Here is an 18,089-nt window from a genome sequence, read left to right as displayed (position 1 = left end):
CATTGTCTGGGCGCACTGTTTGGGCAATAACGGGGCGCGGCGTTACAGCGCGTCGTCTTGGGTCCCGTGCGGGGTTAGGTGCCGCCGTGCAACAGGGCGTGGAGGGTTTCGTCAATCTGCCCCTGCGCGCCGTTGACGCAGGCGGGCAGGTCGTCCGGACTCAGGCGCAGGGCGTCCCACGCTTCACTGGACAGCGGCGGCACAAGGCGCTCTGTGGTGTGGCCGTGGAAGAGTGCACAGGAGAGAATATCCGCAAGGTGGATAACGGCGGAGGCCTCGGGCTTGGAGGCGCGCGCCGGGTCGTGGTGGTAGAGCACGGCGTTGACTAGGCTAAAGGGCAGGTTCCACTTGCGCAGCAGCATGCCGCCAAGGGTGGCGTGGTCAACGCCAAGGGCTTCGCGCTCGGCCTCGTAGAGGAGCATGCCCTTGGCCCGGGCGGTGGCAATGGCGTCGCCAAAGCGGTCCGGGGCGACTTTGCACAGGGCAAGGCGGCCAACATCGTGCAGCAGCCCCGCAACGAAAAAGCGCTCCGGCTCGCCCGTGGCGCTGCGTACGGCAATGGCGCGGGCCAGCACGCCCACACTGATGCTGTGCCGCCAGAAGTCCTCCATATTGGTGAGCTCCTCAGGAATGCCGGTGAACATGGTCATGACCGAGGTGCCAAGGGCCAGGGTGGACAGTTGCGCCGTGCCCACCACGGCCACAGCGCGCGAGATGGTGTCAATCTGCGAGGGGAAGCTATAGAACGCGCTGTTCACCAGCCGCAGTAAAAAGGCCGTCAAACTGGTGTCCGACGAGATAACCCGCGCCACATCACTGGCCGAGGAGTTGGTGTCGGCGATGACCGATTGCAGTTCGGCATAGACCGAGGGCAGGGACGGCAGGGAGATTTCATCGCGCAGCAGGTCTATGGCGTTGAGCGGGGCCTGCGGCTCAGGCAGGGGCGGCGTGTTGCCCGGCTTCGGCGGCGTCAGCGCGCCGCTGGCAAGGGCTTCTGTGGTATCGGTCATGGCGAGGCTGTGGAGCATGGCCATGGCCGGATGCGAAAGGTCCGCAAAGGCGAATTGGCGGTCAACAAGTGCCTGCGCGGTGGTGTGGTGGTCTGTCTGCGTGGTCATGGACTGTCTGTTCCTGCGTGGTGTCGTTGTGGTGTGCGCCGCGCCGTGGCGGCGAGGTGGTGGCAGTGTGCCCGGCGTCAGCCCGAGGCATCCGCCACGGTGGCAATGCCGCCATGAAAGCGCCGGACGCCGCCCTCAATGAGGGAGACGAGGGCGCAGGCGGATTCCTGCGGGGTCAGCAGCTCGCCGCGCTCGTGCCAAGCGCTGAAGACGGCGCTGACTTTGTCCGCCATCTCTCCCGTGCTGGCGCGGGCTTTGGCCTGCATGGGCGTGTCCACAATGCCGGGGCGGTAGACCATGGACGCCACCTGCGGCAGTTCCACAGCCAGTTGGCGGACCATGTGCTCCTCCGCGGCCTTGGCCGCGCAGTAGGCGGCGATGCCGGGCTGGGTGATTTCCGCCGCGCCGGAGCCAAGGAACACGGCAAAGCTGTTCTCCATATGGCTGAGGGCGGGCATGGCCGTATGGATGAGCATCCACGCCCCATGGACGCTGGCGTCAAACACGTCCTGAAAGCGGTCCGGGTCCAGCTCCCACAGCGCGGGGCCGGGGGCCAGCACACCCGCCGCGTGGATGAGACCCGTAAACGCCCCCATATTCATGGCCGTGGCAACGAGGCTTTCTGCGACCTTGGCCTTTGCGACACTCCCGGCTATCATGGCGTGATCGCCGGGGAACCCCGCCTCGTGCGAGGCGTTTGCGCATGCCTCCAGCGCGGCTTTCAGCGGATCCACAGCTCTGGCGGACAGCACAAGGCGCGCACCGCGTTCGGCCAGCTCCTGCGCGGCCGCGCGGCCAACGCCGGACGACGCGCCGGTGACGATGACGGTTTTATTTGCGAGAAAGCTCATGTACAACACCCTTCGTGGCTAAAAAAACGACAAAGTACCGCCGCCTTGGCTCCCTTTAGCCTTTGGCGCAAAGCGGGAGGAATGGATGACGATTATACACGGATTCGAGTTGCTTGTTGAGAAGGAAATTGCCGAACTCGGCGTGAAGGCGCGGCACTTCCGCCATCAGAGGACCGGCGCGGAACTCATGAGCCTGACCTGCCCCGACGAGAACAAGGTCTTTGGCGTCAGCTTCCGCACGCCCCCGCGCGATTCCACAGGCGTGCCCCACATTCTGGAGCATTCCGTGCTGTGCGGCTCCGCCAAGTACCCGGTCAAGGAGCCGTTTGTGGAATTGCTGAAGGGCTCGCTCCAGACCTTCCTCAACGCCTTCACCTATCCGGACAAGACCTGCTACCCCGTGGCCAGCACCAATGTGCAGGACTTCTACAACCTTGTGGACGTCTACATAGACGCCGTGTTCCACCCGCGCATCACCGAGCAGATTTTCCAGCAGGAAGGCTGGCACTATGAGCTGGATTCCCCAGAGGGCGAACTTACCCGCAAGGGTGTGGTCTTTAACGAAATGAAGGGCGCGTACAGCTCTCCGGATAGCCTGCTGCACGAATTCTCCCAGCGCGAGCTGTTCCCGGATACCACCTACGGGCTGGACTCCGGCGGCGACCCGCGCCACATCCCGGACCTGAACCATGAAATGTTCATGGAGTTCCACCGTACGCTGTACCATCCCTCCAACGCGCGTTTCTGGTTCTATGGCGATGACGACGAAGACACCCGCCTGAAGATTTTGGCCGACGCCCTCAGCGGCTTTGAGGCGCTGACCGTGGACTCCGAGGTGGAGGTGCAAACGCCCACCAATCAGCCCGCCGTGGTGGAGCGCCACTACGCTGGCGGCGCGGACGCCAAGGCCATGTTCACCATGAATTGGCTGCTGCCCGAAACCTCGGACCGTGACCTTGCCCTGCGCCTGCAGGTGCTGGAGCATGTGCTCATTGGTCTGCCGTCCTCGCCGCTGCGCCGCGCGCTGATGGAATCCGGCCTTGGCGAAGACCTCGCCGGGGTGGGCCTTGAGGACGAATTGCGCCAGATGTCCTTCTCCGTTGGCCTTAAAGGCATGGACGCCGAGAACCGCGAAAAGGCCGAGGGCATCATCCTTGATGTGCTGCGCGGCCTTGGCGAAAACGGCCCCTCGGACGAGATGGTGGAAGCGGCCCTGAACAGCGTGGAATTTGACCTGCGCGAGCAGAACACCGGGCGCTTCCCCAAGGGCCTGTCCATGATGCTCATGTCCCTGACCACATGGCTGTACGACGGCGACCCCTTTGCGCCGCTGGCCTTTGAAGGGCCTCTTGAGCGCCTGAAGGCCGAACTGGCCGAGGGCGTGCCCGTCTTCCAGAATCTGCTGCGCGAGTACCTGCTGGGCAACGGCCACCGCGTGACCGTGCTCCTGACTCCGGACCCGGAGCTGGCCGAGCGCCGCGACCGCGAGGAACGCGAAGAGCTGGCCGCCATCAAGGCCGGGATGAGCGAGCAGGACGTGCAGGCGGTTATCGACTCCGCCCGCGCCCTGAAGGCTGCGCAGGAGGCCCCGGACAACCCCGAGGACCTCGCCTCCATCCCCATGCTGGGCATTGACGATTTGCCCGAACAGGAAAAGGCCATCCCCACAGCCGAAACGGATGTGGCCGGTGTGCGCGTCCTGAGCCACGACCTGCCCACGCAGGGCATCGTCTACCTTGACGCCGGATTCGACATCCGCGGCGTGGCGCAGCCCGATGTGCCGCTTATTCCGCTGTTTGGCCGCGCACTGCTTGAGATGGGCACCGAGAAGGAAGACTTCTCCACCCTGACCATGCGCATCGCCCGCAAGACCGGCGGCATTGATCCCGACACCTTCGTGGCCGAGACCGTGGACGGCGACACCGTGGCGCGCCTGTTCCTGCGCGGCAAGGCCATGGCCGCCAATACCGGCGACCTGCTGGATATTCTGACGGACGTCCTGCTTACCGCCCGCTTTGATGACAAGGACCGCTTCCGCCGCATTGTGCTGGAGGAAAAGGCGCGCATGGAACAGCGCCTCATCCCGGCTGGGCATATGGTGGTCATGTCGCGCCTGCGCGCCCGCGCTGGTTTGGCGGGATGGATGAACGAGGCCATGGGCGGCGTGGAGGAACTTTTCTTCCTGCGCCAGTTGCTCAAGGATATCGACGCGGATTGGGACGGCGTGCGTGCCCGCTTGGAGGGTCTGCGCAGCGCCATCATCACCCGCCGCGACATGCTGGTGAACGTGACGGCGTCCACAGAGGCGCTGGCTGGCGTGAACGGCGCGCTGGGGGACTTCCTTGGCGGGTTGCCCGAAGCCTCGGGAGCGCCCGCTGCGTGGACGCCGCAGCCTCTGCCGTCCCGCGAAGGCCTGACCATCCCCGCGCAGGTGAACTACGTGGGCAAGATTGTGGACCTCAAAAAGGCCGGCTACGCCTTTAGCGGCGCGCATCTGTGCGTGAACCGCTATCTGCGTATGGACTACCTGTGGGATCAGGTGCGCGTGCAGGGCGGTGCGTACGGCGCGTTCAGCGCGCTGGACCGTTTCAGCAAGACCATGGCTTTTGCCTCCTATCGCGACCCGAACCTTGACGGGACGCTGTCGGTGTACGACGGCGCGGCGCAGTACCTGCAAAGCCTCACCCTCGACAAGGACGAACTGGTCAAGAGCATCATCGGCGCCATGGGTGAAGTGGATGCCTACATGTTGCCTGATGCGCAGGGCTACACCGCCATGGCGCGCATTCTGGTGGGCGATACGCCAGAGCGCCGCAGCGCCATGCGCAAGGAACTGCTGGCGACCACGCAGGCGGACTTCAACGCCTTTGGCGAGGTGCTGGCCGCATTGATGCAGGACGGCGATGTGGCGGTCCTCGGCTCCAAGGACGGCATCACGGGGTCCGCCGCCGGACTTGCGGTGACGGACGTCATGTAAGGTCCCGCCTCCTTGGGCGAAGCACGATCCAAAAAAAACAGGGCGGCCCGGAATGCATTCCGGGCCGCCTTTTTTGTGTTACGTGGCGGGGAGCAGCACCGCCCGGACGGGCGAGGCCTCAAGGTCCGGCATGGACAAGGGCAGACAGCACAGGGTGTACAGCCCCGGCGCGGCGTGGTGCAGGTTCAGGTTTTCCAGCAGCAGAATGCCGCGCGAGAGCAGCGCGTGGTGCACCGGCAGGTCATGGGCGCTGGCGGCGTCAACGGACGGGGCGTCTATGCCCACAAGGCGCAGGTCCCGCCCGGCAAGGGCGCGCCCCGCATCCGGCGTAAAGGCGGCAAAGTCCGGTGAAAACTGCCCCGGATGCGCGAGGCCGTTTCGGGTGTTGCGCGTGCGGAAGAGCAGCGCCTGCGGGCCGCCATCAGGCAGTGCGGCGATGTGCTGGGCGGCGACGTGCGGGGCGTCCTGAATATCCACCACCAGCGCGTGGAGGAAAAAATCATGCGGGGCGTAGTCCGCAAGGCGCGCGCCGCCATCCAGAATGTGGGCCGGGGTATCAATGTGCGTGCCGCTGTGGGCGCACAGGCTGAGGCTTGACGTGATGCCGCCTGTATCCGATGTTGCGGCAGCAGTTGTTGAGAATGCCGGGTCCCCCGGCCACGGGGCATCCTCGCGCCCAAGGGCGAGGGAGATGTCGATGCAGTTGGCGTGGGGATTCATGAGTGCTCCGGTATGAGTTGTGCAGCCAGCTTGACAGAATGCTTCTAGCTTGAATAAATGCGAAAAAATGCCAAGGGGACGTAGCATGAAAGAGGCGCTCGAAGTTTTTTCCGATTACCTCAACAGAAAGAACCTGAAAATGACGCCGCAACGGCGGTTGATTTTGGACATCTTTCTGGAGGAGAAGGGCCACCATACCTCCGAGGACCTGTACACTATCGTCAAGAAGGCCGATAAGTCCATCGGGCAGGCCACGGTGTACCGTACCCTCAAGCTGCTCTCGGAATCCGGGCTGGCCAAGGAAGTGAACTTTGGCGACGGCGTCACCCGCTACGAGCGCAAGTACGGCCACTCCCATCATGACCACATCATCTGCCAGGAATGCGGCAAGGCCCTTGCCGTGGTGGATGAGCGCATTGAGGAGTTGCAGGAAAAGCTGGCCGAGGCCCACGGCTTCATCCTGACCGGGCATGAGATGTACCTGTACGGCATCTGCGCGGATTGCCGTAGCAAAAAGGCCGAACACGGCTAACGCGCCCTCCGCGCCACCACGCCAGTACCCCATATGACCACACTGCGCCGCTTCGTTACGAGGCGGCGCTTTTTTTATGCGGTCCCGCGTCAAATCGACAAAATATCCTCAATTTGAGTTGGCGCGCCAGGTGCGAGCGACATCCGCAAGGAAGTGTCGCGCTGCTTTGGCGCAGGGGCGAACGCAAAGACCCCGGCGAGGCTGCGGGGACGAGGAAGGGGGAGAGGTGGCAGCGGCCTTAGCTGGCGGCGTCCACGGGGTCGGCCATGGCGATTTTCGTTTCGGAAAGCGTGGGGTCTGTTGCGGGACCAGAGGGCAGGCCATCCGCGCGGGAGATTTCCTTTACCATGTCGGCAACGCTGACGGCGTTGAGGGTGTCGAACATGCTGCGCGCGGCGTTGTCCCACAGCTTGCGGGTGGGGCAGCTGTTTTGCGCTTCACAGCACTGAGGGTCCGCGGTGCAGTCGATGATGTGCCGGTCGCCTTCAAGGGCGCTGACAATGTTGCCGATGTGGAGGTCTTCTTGCGGCAGGGCAAGCATATGCCCCCCGCGCGGCCCACGTTTACTGAGGATGAAACCGTGGTCCTTGAGGATTCTGATGAGCTTTTCAAGATACTTGACCGAGAGTCCTTGGCGTGCAGCGACATCGTGTATCCGGACCGGTGAGGACTGACCGTTCACGGCGATGTCGAGCACCATTCGCAACCCGTAGCGGCTTCGGGTCGAAATGCGCATGGTCGGCTCCTTGGACGGGGTGAGGCATGGGGTGCACAGTAGCTCCAAAGGGAAAATGCAAAAAATCAATGCAATAGAGCATGTTTTTCGTATGCAAAAGCGGCAATGGCGTCAAGTGGTGCGTTGTCCTACTTAGCCAGTAGGGTGCGAAGTGGTGCTGGAAAGCATCCTTGTGGGGTATGGATATGCTAGCGCAACTATTAGCTGTAACCCAACAGGGTGGGTGCCCGCGTTGTGGTACATGCGCTTTGTCAGCGCGCTGACGGAAAAAGGCCTCCGCCTGGAGAGGTGGAGGCCTTTTATGCATTTGTGGCGAGGCGTCAGCTAGCCGAGGCCTACGAGGCGCCCGCCCTGATAGACGGCAACGGCTATGAAGTAGGCAAAGGCCGTGTTGAAGCCAAGGGAGAAGAGCGCCCATTTCCATGAGCCGGCCTCGCCTTTGATGGCGACGAGGGTCACGAAACATGGGGCGTACAGCAGGATGAAGAGCATCAGCGCCGAGGCGCGCAGCGGGTTCCAATCCTGCGATCCGGCAAGGCGTTTGGCAAGGGAGCCGGACTCCTCGGCGGCGTCGCCGAGGGAGTAGGCCGTGCACAACGTGGAAACGATGACTTCCTTGGCCGCAACGCCGCCGACAAGGGCGATGTTCACGCGCCAGTCAAACCCGGCAAGGGAGCCGATGCCCTCAAGGGCCGTGCCCATACGTCCCGCAAAGGAGCCGCGCAGGCGGGCTTCGTCGCGCTCGGCGTCCAGTCCGCGTAGGTTGGCGCGCAGAATCATGGCGCGGGAGGAGTCCTCGTGCACGGTGGCCAGCTCGGCCGTCATGTCCTGCCGTTTTTGCTCAAAGGCGGCCTGCTGGTCATCCGACAGGCCCGGAAAGGTCATAAGCGCCCACAGCAGGATGGAAATGGCAAGAATAACCGTGCCTGCCTTTTTAATGTACTGCCATGTGCGCTCCCACGTGTGGATGAGCATGCCCCGCAGGGTGGGGAAGCGGTAGGGCGGCAGTTCCATGACAAAGGGGGTGCTGGGGCCTTTGATAATGGTCACGCGCAGGATGCGCGCCACAAGAAGGGCGGCGGCCCACCCCGCCAGCGTGATGAGAAAGAGCGCCTTGGCCTGATGGCCGGGGAAAAAGACGCCTATGAGCAGGATGAATACTGGCAGCTTGGCCCCGCAGGTCATAAACGGTGCGGTGAGCAGGGTTGCCAGCTTTTCCCTGCGGCTTCGCAGGGTCCGCGCGGCCATGACGCCGGGAACGGCGCAGCCACCTGCAATGCCGCCGGAGACAATAAACGGCATCACCGAGCAGCCATGCAGGCCAAAGATGCGAAACAGCCGGTCAAGCATATAGGCGATGCGCGCCATGTATCCCGAGTCCTCAAGGAACGAGATAAACAGAAAAATGAGCAGGATGAGCGGCACAAAACTCAGCACGCCGCCCACGCCGTCGATAACGCCGGAAACCAGCAACGACTTGAGCAGGCCGTCCGGCAGGGCCGCGGACGTGGTGTCCGACATCCAGCCAAAAAAGGCCTCCACCCAGCCCATGGGCACTTCCCCAAGGGTGAAGGTGAGCTTGTAGACGGCCATCAGCACAAGGAACATGCCCAGCGGGCCGAAAAAGCGGTGCGTGAGCACGCGGTCCAGCTGGTCCGAGAAATCAATGCGCTGGTGGTCCGTGCTGCGGGTCAGGACGCCCTGCTTGAGGAGCGAGGTGATAAAGCCATAGCGGTAGTCCGCAATGATGGCTTCGGGGTAGGTGCTGAGCGTTTTTTGACAGTGCTCGCTGACCTCGGCGGTCATCTCCTCAAGGGAGGCGGCGACGGCTTCATCGGCGCTGCGGCCCACGGCGAGGATTTCCTCGTCGCTTTCAAGGTACTTGAGGGCGAGCCAGCGCGAAGGGTAGCGGCTGGTCAGGAAGGACTCCGCCTCAATGAGGTCCGTCATACGCGTGAGCACGGGATCAAGGTCCGGACCGTAGGAGATGGTCAGCGGCGTCCAGCGGCCATCGCGCTTGCGGGCGTAGGCGGCGGTCTGCGTCAGCAGTTCGGGAACGCCCTCGCCGGTGCGGGCCACGGTTTCCACCACGGGCATGTCGAGCAGCTCGGACAGGCGCCCGACGTCAATGGTCATGCCGTGTTTGCGGGCCTCGTCCATCATATTGAGGGCAAGGGCCACGGGGATACCCATTTCCATCACCTGCACGGCAAGGTACAGGTTGCGTTCAATGGCGGAGGCATTCAGCACGTTGACGACAATGTCCGGCTTATCGTCCACCAGCACGTTGCGGGCGACGATTTCCTCCTGTGTGTAGGCCGTGAGGGAGTAGGTGCCGGGCAGGTCAACGATGTGGAAGCGTGTGCCGTTGATGTCGGCGTAGCCTTCCTTTTTCTCAACGGTGATGCCGGGGTAGTTGCCCACATGCTGGCGCGCGCCGGTAATGGCGTTGAACATGGTCGTCTTGCCGGCATTGGGGTTGCCGGCAAGGGCCATGGAAATGGTTTCGGGCATGGGCTACTCCACGATGTCCACGGTGATGTGGTCGGCTTCGTTGTTGCGCAGGGAGAGGGTGAAGCCTTTCATGCGCAGGGCGACAGGGTCCCTGAGGGGCGCACGGCCGACGACCTGAACTTCCGTGCCCGGAACAAGACCCATGTCCCGGATGCGGCGGCCCAGTTCGCCGTTGGCTCCAACGGTTTTAATGATGGCCCTCTGGCCGACCTTGAGCTGGCGCATATTGATGATGGTGCCCATGGGGTCTCCTTATAGCATCACCCGCGCCGTGCGGCGTGAGGGTGATATTCGTTCTCATTTTTTCCGGCTCCGCTATACACTAAGACGCGTCGGACCGCCAGTGAAGAGGCGGGAGAAAAAATTCCCACCTCGCCCCGCAGGGCAATGAAAAACGGCGCTGAACCATACTGGTTAAGCGCCGTACAAGAGCAAAAGGGTGGAGACGTGCCCGGCTAGGAGGCAGAGACCTGGTTCTTCTGGCCGGAGAGCGGGGTGGCAAAGATGTTCTGCGCCATATCATCACCAAGGATGAGGTCGCTGTTGCGTACCCGCAGGCAACATGAGCCAGCCGCGTGGGAGCAGACTTCGGCCTCTGTGCCCGGGGTCAGCCCCATGGCGAGGAGCCTGCACCGAAGCTTGGGACAGCCTTGGATGTCCGCAATGGCGACCCGGCTTCCGCAGGGGTAGTCACACAGGGTTCGTCCGTGTCGCCGACGATGGCATTTCCGTTTCCACATGCCTAGGAACTATGCCCGTTGATAATGAATGTCAAGTGCTCATGTGTAATAAAGAGCAAAATGGTCGGGATATCGTAGGGGTGCTTGGCGTGAAGGGCTGATATTACTGGAGAATGGTTACGTGCAGACCGGAGCCGTTTGCGCTGATTGTGGGCGCTCTGTGCAGGGGTTTGGCGAGGTCGATGACCATGCGGAGCTTGTCCGCGTGCACGCCGGTGCGCACGCTTTTGACGCCGCCGGTGTTGACGTGGGTGGTGGTGTCGCCCTTGTAGTGCCAGCGTCCGGGTACGTCGATGACGAAGCGGCTTGGCCCGCCAAGGGAAAAGGTGCGGATGTCGCCGGGCGCGTGGGTTGTGGGCAGGGTAAGGCGCAGGGCGTCCGGGGAGGTGGAAAAGGTTACGGGTGTCGCGACTGCAGGCCGCGATGGCGGCGCGGCTTCAGCGACCTGCGGGGCGGGGATGGTCTCCAGTGGCTCTTCCGGTGGCAGGGCGTTTTGCGGCAAGGCGTCCGGTGGCAAGGTTTTTGGGGCTGTTGGGGGAGCGGCTGCAACGGGAGGCGCAGGCGCGGTGCCGGGCTGGGCGCCTCCCGCAGTGGCGGGAGGTCCTGTGTCGGACTCGGGCGCCGGCGTGGGCGGAGAGGCGGGTTTGGGGTTGGCGGCGTCCGGCGTGAAGGTGTGCGGATTGGGCACCGCTGCTGCGGACGACGGCGCAGGGCTGGCGCTGCGCTGTGCGAGGGTGGCGCCGGGGGCGACCTTGGGGCGCGCGTCCTTGAGCACGGCGTTCGGGCTGGGGATGGGGGCACTTTCGGGGGCATGTAGGGGGGCGGCCTTGGCGACGCGTGTTGCGGGGGCTTCGGTTTGGCGGCTTTCTTTGGCCGCGTTGACCGATGCGCTGTGCACGCTTTCCGCGCCGGGGGGCGTCATGCGCACTGTGGTGGCGTTTGTGGCCGTCATGGGCTGAACGTTGCGCCGTACGGAGTTTGTGCCGGTGAACTCCTCGCCACTGATGGGCAGGTAGCCCGAGTGCCACAGGGCGGCGCCAATTCCGGCAAGCAGAATGACAAGGCCTAGCGTCCGCGTCAGCGGGGCGGCGCTGTCACCGGCAACCCAGTTGCGCTTGCCGCACCGAAGACAGGTGTACGGCTGGACGGGCAGCAGGGACAAAAGACGCTTCACCCCCTTGTGCCGCAGGCCTATGACAAGGTCGTATCCACATTCACTGCATTGCATGCGCTCCTCCGTCCTTCTGCTGTGTTGACGCCATGCGCCGGGTGGAAGGATAGTCCGCATTGTAGCGGCTTTGCATCTTTGCGCAAGGGGTTTTGCCGAAGCTTGGCTCTGCTGACATGTGAGTGGCGTTTTTTCCGATTATGCTGGGGCGAGGCGGTTTTTGAGGCGACATATGCTGGGTAAAATGGGGCGCGTGCTGTTTTGGCGGCGCGCAGGGGCGGAGGGACTTTGTGGGACAATGCTGGGGCGCTAGCGAGGATTTTTCAAATTTGATGTTGACAAACAGGCCGGGAAACACCTATTTGAAGCGTCAGCCGACGCCAATGGCGCTGGCATCGCTCCGCATGGAGCACCCAAAGCGCGCACCGCGTGCACACTTGGAGAGGTGGCCGAGCTGGCTGAAGGCGCACCCCTGCTAAGGGTGTATAGGGGGAACCCTATCGAGAGTTCGAATCTCTCCCTCTCCGCCATAGTGAACAGAACCCCCTGAAATTCAGGGGGTTTTTCTTTTTGGGGCTTCCCCAGAATCCCTCCTCGTACAGTGCGGGAGTGCAAAGCCGTCTCCCAATGGACGGGAAGGATTTCCTTCAATGTACTCCACAGCCCCCTCGTATTTGCTCCGTCAGGGACAGGTGTTCTCTTGCCGTAGGGCAATTCCCAAAGACATGAAGCGCCTCATCGGTAAGTCTGAAATTCGCCGCTTTCGCGGCGCGTGCTTCGTTATCCTTGCCATTTTTGCGTGGCTCCTTCTCTGGGGGGGGCGAGCGAGTAAGTCTGCCCTGTGACGGCGCTGTGTGCTCCGCTGCGCGCCCACATCCTCTGCTGTTTTCTCTCTGTCTTTTCGTCTTTTCCCTGCTTGTCTTTCCTCAATGCTTCACTTCGCGGGGCGTCCGCCTGAAAGCGGGGCGGGCCGTTAGGGGGGCTTTGGGTGTGGGATGGGCGATGCGTTTCGCTACGTTTTGGCCGCGTGCGGCGTCCGGCAGCGATGTGCTGGGGGGCTTCATGCGCTGCGCATGAGAGGCCCGCGCGGTGAGCGTGGGCGCGGGAATGGCAGAGCACGGCGATGCTAGAGAGGAATATCGCGCAGGAAGTAGGTGGCAAGCTCGTGTTGCCGCAGGGGATGGCTGAAGTAGAATCCCTGAATTTCATCACAGCGGTTGGCGAGGAGGAAGTTGTACTGTTCCTTGGTTTCCACGCCCTCGGCGATGATGCGTTTGTTGAAGTTGCGGGCGAGGAGAATCATGGTGCCCACAAGGTCTGCGGCGCTGGAGTCCTTGGTAATCTCGCGGACAAAGCTTTGGTCGATTTTCAGACACTGGATGGGGAGGCGGCGCAGGTAGTTGAGGGAGGAATATCCGGTGCCAAAGTCGTCAATGGCGAGGCGGATGCCCATCTCCGTAATTTCCGACAGTTTTTTGATGACGGTATCCAGGTCGCTGATGAGCATGGATTCGGTGATCTCCAGCTCCAGACAGTGTGCGGGGAAGCCCGTGCGCGAAAGGATGCTGTCAATTTTTTGCGCGATGCCATGCTGCTGGAATTGCTTGGGGGAGAGGTTCACAGACAACTGGAAGGGGGCGTGCCCCGCCTCAACGATGGCCTGCGCTGAGGCGCAGGCGGTTTCCAGCACGTAGTCGCCAAGGGGGACGATGAGACCGGTCTCCTCGGCGAGGGGGATAAATTCGCCCGGGCTGACGATGCCTTCGGAGCTTCTGTTCCACCGCACAAGCGCTTCGGCGCCTGTAACGGCAAGGGACATGGTGTCGTGCTTGGGTTGGTAGAGTACGAAGAATTCGTCGCGCTCAAGCGCGGTGCGCAGGCTTCCCTCCAGCGACAGCCGCCGTACCACGCGGGTATTCATCTCCGGTGTAAACAGACAGTAGTTGTTACGTCCCATTTCCTTGGCCTTGTACATGGCAAGGTCCGCATTCTTGATGAGGGTGTCCGGCGTGGCGCCGTCGTTGGGGAAGAAGGAAATGCCAATGCTGGAGGTGATAAACAGCCGCCGGTCCTGAATTTGGAAGGGCGTTTCCAGTTCTTTGAGCACGCGCGCGGCGAGAAGCACGGCCTGCCGCGAGTCTTGCAAGTCTTCCTGCATGATGACGAATTCGTCACCGCCGAGGCGCGAGAATGTGTCCTCGTTGCGGAGGATGGTTTTCACGCGGCGCGCCACAGCCTGCAGGAGCAGGTCGCCCGTGGAGTGGCCAAGGCTATCGTTAATGGTTTTGAAGTTGTCAAGATCGATGAAGATAACCGCCAGCAGCAGGCGGTGGCGCTTGGCGCGGGACAGGGCAAGCTGCATGCGGTCCGTCAGCAGTTGGCGATTTGGCAGGCCCGTGAGCGCGTCGTGATAGGCCTGATGGGTGATGAGCGCTTCCTTGTGCTTGATGTCCGTGATGTCGTGGAACACCGCGGTGTAGTGGGTGGTTTCGCCGCTGTCGTTGGAAATGGCGGTGATGCTCATTTGCTGGGCGAATTCCTCACCGTCCTTACGCTGCGCCCACAGTTCCCCGGCCCAGCGGCCGTGGATGCGGATGCTGTTGAACAGGTCGCGGTAGAAGGCGTCGTCGTGCAGGCGGCAGCGGAAATTGGTAACGAGCTGTCCCAAAATCTCCTGCGCGGAGTAGCCGGTAATGCTTGTGAATGCGGGGTTGACGGCGGCAATGGTGCCGTCGCGGTTGATAAGGGCGATGCCCTCCAGCGTGCTTTCAAAAATCTTTTCATACAGGGGCAGGCGGCATGTGGCGTTGTCGCTGTGGATGACGCCTACATCGCCGGTGCTAAGGCGGAAAAGGTACGCCGGGTGGGTGCCGGTATCCGTGGTGAAGGACGTCATGAGAGGCAGGCCGTTTTCCCACACCTCGCGGATGCGCGCTTCCAGGTCCAGCGCGGCTCCGGAGGGGCCGCTGTCCATGCTGGACGACGCGCACAACAGGTGCGCTGTTTCCGGGGCGTCCGGGGAAAAGAACGTGGCTCCGCCGTCGTTGGTGGTGAAGACGGTGATGACTCTATTCGTCCCAAGTTTCAGGGAGGAGAGGAATGGGTTCTCCGTGGTTTCGGCAATGGTGGTGCGCCGGTGTTGTTCCATGTCGCTCTCTGTTGGGGCGGCTTCCGGCTTGTCGGGCATATCGGGTTTTGGGGGGTGCTCCGGTGGCCGCAGCAGGGAAAGAAGCGCCAGTCCGACGGCCAAGAGTGTTGCAGAGCCGAGAAAGAGCGGCACAACAGCGCGGCGAAGTGGCGCTGTGGGTTCTGGGGCAGATGCGGCAAGGGCGCTTTGTGCTTGGCTGATGAGCCGGCGGTAACGTGCTCTGGGGAGCGGGTGAAGCACCGGATTCGCTTCGCTTTGGGTCAGCATTGTGGATATCTGTTGCAGAGCGTCCTTCGCCTTGGGAGGCGCTTCGGCGATGAAGCGCCCCAGCTCCGTGCGCAGGGCGTGAATGCGGTCCTGCGGTAGGGTTTCTTCGAAGGTGACGTGCTCCAATTGGGTGGTCAGGGTGAGGAGCGCCGCGTGGGTGGCAAAGCGGTGCGCCTTGTCGCGGTCAACGCTCCATGCAACGAGTCCCGCCGTACACAGCGCAGCCGCCACACACGCCAAAAGTCCGGGAAGGCGCGCTGAAGACATGGCTGTGATGATGCGCATGGGGCAGTACTCCATAGAAAGGGTGCATCCGCGCAGGCGGATTCCGGCTCATCATCGTACCACGGGTGCGCGGGCACCGTCATGCATCAATGTGAAACTTGTTTCCGGGCGGGGTGTGGGCTGTGCTGCCTCGTGAACGTGTTGTGGAGAATGAGGGGAAGGGGGGTGCCCTCAAGGGTGCGCCCCATGTCTGCCGCGTGTTCCACGCGCGAGGCGCGGCGTCCGCAGGCTCGGCACACCAGCGCGTCAGCCGATGCCGGAAGGCCGGGGCGGAGGCGCATTGTCTGGTATGGGGGCGTTGGCGAACAGTCGAGGCAGTCCGGGCACGGGTAGGGGCTGGGCAGGAACAGGGGGCAGCGCTCTGCGGGGCGGCGCTCAGAGCGCGTTTCGCCGCAGGGAAGGCTGTCCTCAATGCACAGCCACAGGGCCTCGGCGTCTTCCCATGATCTGTAGATGCAATAGCGTCTGCTGAAAATATGTGTTTTCATGTATTGACAGCTAGGCGTAAATTGCCTAGCTGTCAAGGGGTGGTTAGGCGCTGAAGTGGCGAGAAGACCGCGAGCGGTGCGTGCCTGTGGGCAATCGTTTACCGGCTGTAGGGCGCGGGCGCAGTATGGTGCCGCGGCTGGGGGTGGCACAGGGTTGGCTGGTTTTTCCCTCTGTTGCCGGGGCTTCCTCAATATCCCACAGGGTGGAGGCAATGGTGGAAGCGCGGTCGCTCAGCATGCCGGCGATGACGGCGGCGCCAGGATGCCCGCCACCGTCGGCGGGGGCGGTGCCCAAGGTGTCATGCAGATAGCGCAATGCGTCGGCAATCTCGAAGAGGGACGTGATGGGATCGGTTGAGGTGGGTGAAGATGCGGTACACATACAAACTCCATATGGACAGTTGTTCGACTGATACGCGTTGCTGTGGCAACGTCCTTGCTCTGTTGTGATGGCAATGGCTAACGCACTGTTCTATACCAGTCGAGCTATAAATATAAATTTACTTGTAAAATTGCAAATTTGAGTTCATATGGGGCTTTTTCTACCCTTTACTATTTTTTCTTTGTTATGCCTAGCGCCTGCGCTGCGTTCTGTCCCCAGTGTATGGCTGGAGAATAGCATGGAGTAGGCGTTGTACATAAGGAGCGCAGAGAACGGGGACCGTGCGGCGTGAGTGGGGCGGCGCTGTATGGTGGAGGGAGTGTGGAAAGAAAAATGCGTTTTGCGGAGGCTATAGCGTTATCTATTGTGTGGGTGTCGTCGCTGCCGGTGCATGATGCGTCACAGAAAAGGTGGCGGCCCGGCACTGTGGAGAGTGAATACAGCGGGCAGGAGCGCGGCGGCGAATGAAAAGCGCGGCGGTCCGGTGTCTGCCAGGTGGGTGAGGATGGCTCCGCCAGACGGCAGGCGGACGGCAGTGGATGAGCGGAGTGGTAAACCTGCTGCGCGCCACAGCTTAGGACACGCCAGCGACCTGCATGGCCTTCCAGCACAGGGATGGGAAATCCTGATGTACAGCCTTGGCAAGGCGGAAGGCGTCCGGCAGACGGAGTGATTGGCCGGAGTTGCGAATTTTTCGATAGGCCCCCACCGGGTCGCGCAGGTCCGGAAAAGCGGACCGTGCGATGTCGGAATGGGTGCGCCCTTGGGTCTTTCTGGCGTCCTCAATGGCGTCGAGGAAGGCGTGGGTAAAGGAGATGGCGTCTTGCATATGTGTATTTATGCAGGAAGTCGCCCATCTTGCAATAGGCGATAAGCGCCTAATTGGCGGGTGTGGTGTATCTGGTGATAGGCAAAATGCGCCTAGCAAGGAGGCAATATGCAAGGTGATGGAAAAGGGGGGCTACGCTTTGTTCCCGTGCCTGGCACCGGCGGCGCGTACGAAATGTGCGCCGCAGGGCTGGTCCGGCGCTGCGGCGCGGCGGAGCCTGATGAATTGGCGTGGCAATGGCCGGTGCTCCCGGCTTCGGGGCGCGAAGCGGTGTCATATCGGCTTCGGCTGGCGGGGGGCGGGGTGCTGACGCTGGCCGTGCCGGAGGTGTTTGCGGCGTTTGGTGGCAGCATGCCGGACCCGCAGGTGTGGGTGCGCGGCGCGCGGCAGTTGGTGTGCCGCCTCAACCGCGCTCATGCCCGGAGCGCCGTGTGGCGCGAGCGCATGCCGGAGGACGAGGACGGGGACGACGCCAATTATGCCCTGCCAGAGCATGTCATGACGGCGTGCCCGTGGGCCAGTGGCGCCATAGGCGGCGATGCAGCCGGGGCGGACCCGGTGTGCGGATTCTAACAACGGTTTAGACACAATACGCGCTGCACGGACCGCGGGTGGCGCAGACAGGGAGGCAGCATGGCAAAGCGGGATGACGGCGCAATGTGGCGCATGCCCGTTGTGGAGCTCATTCGGGTGGAGACCTCGGCGCAGGGGACCTTTGGCGTGGCGCGTGTGGACAAGCGGCTGTGCTGCTGCACATTGGAGCCGCCGGAGCGCGCCAACGCGGTGAATCGGTCCTGCATCCCCGTCGGGCAGTACCTGTGCCGCAGGCGCCACAGCGCCCGGTTCGGCAGTGTGTACGCCGTGCAGGACGTGCCGGGGCGTACCGGGATTGTCTTTCATGCGGGGAATACCGCGTCGGATACGGCGGGATGCATTGTGCCCGGTGAGCGGGTGGGCCGTGTTGGCGGGGCGCGTGGTGTGCTGGCATCGCGCCGGGCGCTGGCGGCGCTGACGCGGGCCATTGGGGAGGAGACGTTTCATTTGACCATTACCCGCGCCTACTAGCGCGGCAAGGAGATACGCCATGTATTGCCCTGATTGTGCAGGAAAGACCCGGGTGCTGCGGACCAGACACTGTGGCAATGACCTGATGTTTCGCATCCGAATCTGCCGCGTGTGCGAGCGCGTGTTCCGCACGGAGGAACGCATGTGCACGCTCGCTGATGAGGAGCGCGCCGCCGCCATTGATACCGCGGCGGAAAATTTAGGTTTGTGGTGCCACATGGCACATGTGCCCCACCCCGATGAACGAAGGTGCTAGCAGAAGAACTGGA

At 62.7% G+C, this 18,089-nt stretch carries 15 protein-coding genes and 1 tRNA gene; 5 read left to right on the top strand and 11 right to left on the bottom strand.

Annotated features, from left to right (window positions below; translation table 11 throughout):
* Positions 1-74: 74 nt before the first annotated feature.
* Both ACI3L3_RS02770 and ACI3L3_RS02765 read right to left on the bottom strand, forming a co-directional pair.
* A complete protein-coding gene (locus ACI3L3_RS02770; protein WP_404843568.1) occupies positions 75-1,118 on the bottom strand; it encodes an HDOD domain-containing protein in 1,044 nt (347 codons plus the stop codon).
* A gap of 77 nt (positions 1,119-1,195) precedes the next feature.
* Entirely contained in the window at positions 1,196-1,969 is a 774-nt protein-coding gene (locus ACI3L3_RS02765) for an SDR family NAD(P)-dependent oxidoreductase (RefSeq protein WP_404843567.1), read from the bottom strand.
* A gap of 85 nt (positions 1,970-2,054) precedes the next feature.
* Between ACI3L3_RS02765 and ACI3L3_RS02760 the strand changes: the two genes are divergently transcribed.
* On the top strand, positions 2,055-4,946 hold the full coding sequence (locus ACI3L3_RS02760; RefSeq protein WP_404843566.1) for an insulinase family protein: 2,892 nt from the start codon (positions 2,055-2,057) through the stop codon (positions 4,944-4,946).
* A 78-nt stretch (positions 4,947-5,024) separates the two neighbouring features.
* Here ACI3L3_RS02760 and ACI3L3_RS02755 read toward each other — a convergent pair whose 3' ends face one another.
* Positions 5,025-5,666, bottom strand: coding sequence for a cyclase family protein (locus ACI3L3_RS02755; RefSeq protein ID WP_404843565.1), 642 nt, complete (start codon positions 5,664-5,666; stop codon positions 5,025-5,027).
* A gap of 85 nt (positions 5,667-5,751) precedes the next feature.
* Here ACI3L3_RS02755 and ACI3L3_RS02750 point away from each other — a divergent pair, with 85 nt between their 5' ends.
* Positions 5,752-6,198: a Fur family transcriptional regulator gene (locus ACI3L3_RS02750; RefSeq protein ID WP_404843564.1), complete on the top strand. Its 447-nt coding sequence runs from the start codon at positions 5,752-5,754 to the stop codon at positions 6,196-6,198.
* A 238-nt stretch (positions 6,199-6,436) separates the two neighbouring features.
* Here the strand turns inward: ACI3L3_RS02750 and ACI3L3_RS02745 are convergent, their stop codons facing one another.
* From ACI3L3_RS02745 to ACI3L3_RS02725, 5 genes are all read right to left on the bottom strand, one after another.
* A complete protein-coding gene (locus tag ACI3L3_RS02745) occupies positions 6,437-6,934 on the bottom strand; it encodes an RrF2 family transcriptional regulator (RefSeq protein ID WP_404843563.1) in 498 nt (165 codons plus the stop codon).
* Positions 6,935-7,258: 324 nt separating this feature from the next.
* A complete protein-coding gene (feoB, locus tag ACI3L3_RS02740) occupies positions 7,259-9,448 on the bottom strand; it encodes a ferrous iron transport protein B (protein WP_404843562.1) in 2,190 nt (729 codons plus the stop codon).
* 3 nt (positions 9,449-9,451) lie between these two features.
* Entirely contained in the window at positions 9,452-9,691 is a 240-nt protein-coding gene (locus ACI3L3_RS02735; protein WP_404843561.1) for a ferrous iron transport protein A, read from the bottom strand.
* Positions 9,692-9,903: 212 nt separating this feature from the next.
* Entirely contained in the window at positions 9,904-10,188 is a 285-nt protein-coding gene (locus tag ACI3L3_RS02730; RefSeq protein WP_404843560.1) for a ferrous iron transport protein A, read from the bottom strand.
* 103 nt (positions 10,189-10,291) lie between these two features.
* On the bottom strand, positions 10,292-11,416 hold the full coding sequence (locus tag ACI3L3_RS02725) for an AMIN domain-containing protein (protein WP_404843559.1): 1,125 nt from the start codon (positions 11,414-11,416) through the stop codon (positions 10,292-10,294).
* Positions 11,417-11,795: 379 nt separating this feature from the next.
* Between ACI3L3_RS02725 and ACI3L3_RS02720 the strand changes: the two genes are divergently transcribed.
* A tRNA-Ser gene (locus ACI3L3_RS02720) sits at positions 11,796-11,886 on the top strand.
* A 596-nt stretch (positions 11,887-12,482) separates the two neighbouring features.
* Here ACI3L3_RS02720 and ACI3L3_RS02715 read toward each other — a convergent pair.
* From ACI3L3_RS02715 to ACI3L3_RS02705, 3 genes are all read right to left on the bottom strand, one after another.
* Positions 12,483-15,056 (bottom strand): putative bifunctional diguanylate cyclase/phosphodiesterase, encoded by a 2,574-nt coding sequence (locus tag ACI3L3_RS02715; protein ID WP_404843558.1) that lies wholly within the window; start codon positions 15,054-15,056, stop codon positions 12,483-12,485.
* A 531-nt stretch (positions 15,057-15,587) separates the two neighbouring features.
* Entirely contained in the window at positions 15,588-15,926 is a 339-nt protein-coding gene (locus ACI3L3_RS02710) for a hypothetical protein (RefSeq protein ID WP_404843557.1), read from the bottom strand.
* 574 nt (positions 15,927-16,500) lie between these two features.
* Positions 16,501-16,755 carry a hypothetical protein gene (locus tag ACI3L3_RS02705; protein WP_404843556.1) on the bottom strand — a complete coding sequence of 85 codons (255 nt, stop codon included), beginning with the start codon at positions 16,753-16,755 and terminating at the stop codon, positions 16,501-16,503.
* A gap of 108 nt (positions 16,756-16,863) precedes the next feature.
* Between ACI3L3_RS02705 and ACI3L3_RS02700 the strand changes: the two genes are divergently transcribed.
* Together ACI3L3_RS02700 and ACI3L3_RS02695 are read left to right on the top strand one after the other, a co-directional pair.
* A complete protein-coding gene (locus ACI3L3_RS02700; RefSeq protein WP_404843555.1) occupies positions 16,864-17,328 on the top strand; it encodes a hypothetical protein in 465 nt (154 codons plus the stop codon).
* 60 nt (positions 17,329-17,388) lie between these two features.
* Complete coding sequence (locus tag ACI3L3_RS02695; protein WP_404843554.1) at positions 17,389-17,820, top strand: DUF5675 family protein; 432 nt, start codon at positions 17,389-17,391, stop codon at positions 17,818-17,820.
* The last annotated feature ends 269 nt before the right edge of the window (positions 17,821-18,089 follow it).

It is taken from the genome of Desulfobaculum sp. SPO524 (assembly GCF_044987625.1).
Lineage (GTDB): Bacteria > Desulfobacterota > Desulfovibrionia > Desulfovibrionales > Desulfovibrionaceae > Desulfobaculum.
Note: the sequence above shows the minus strand (reverse complement) of the source record. Positions and strands in the feature narration are given on the sequence as shown.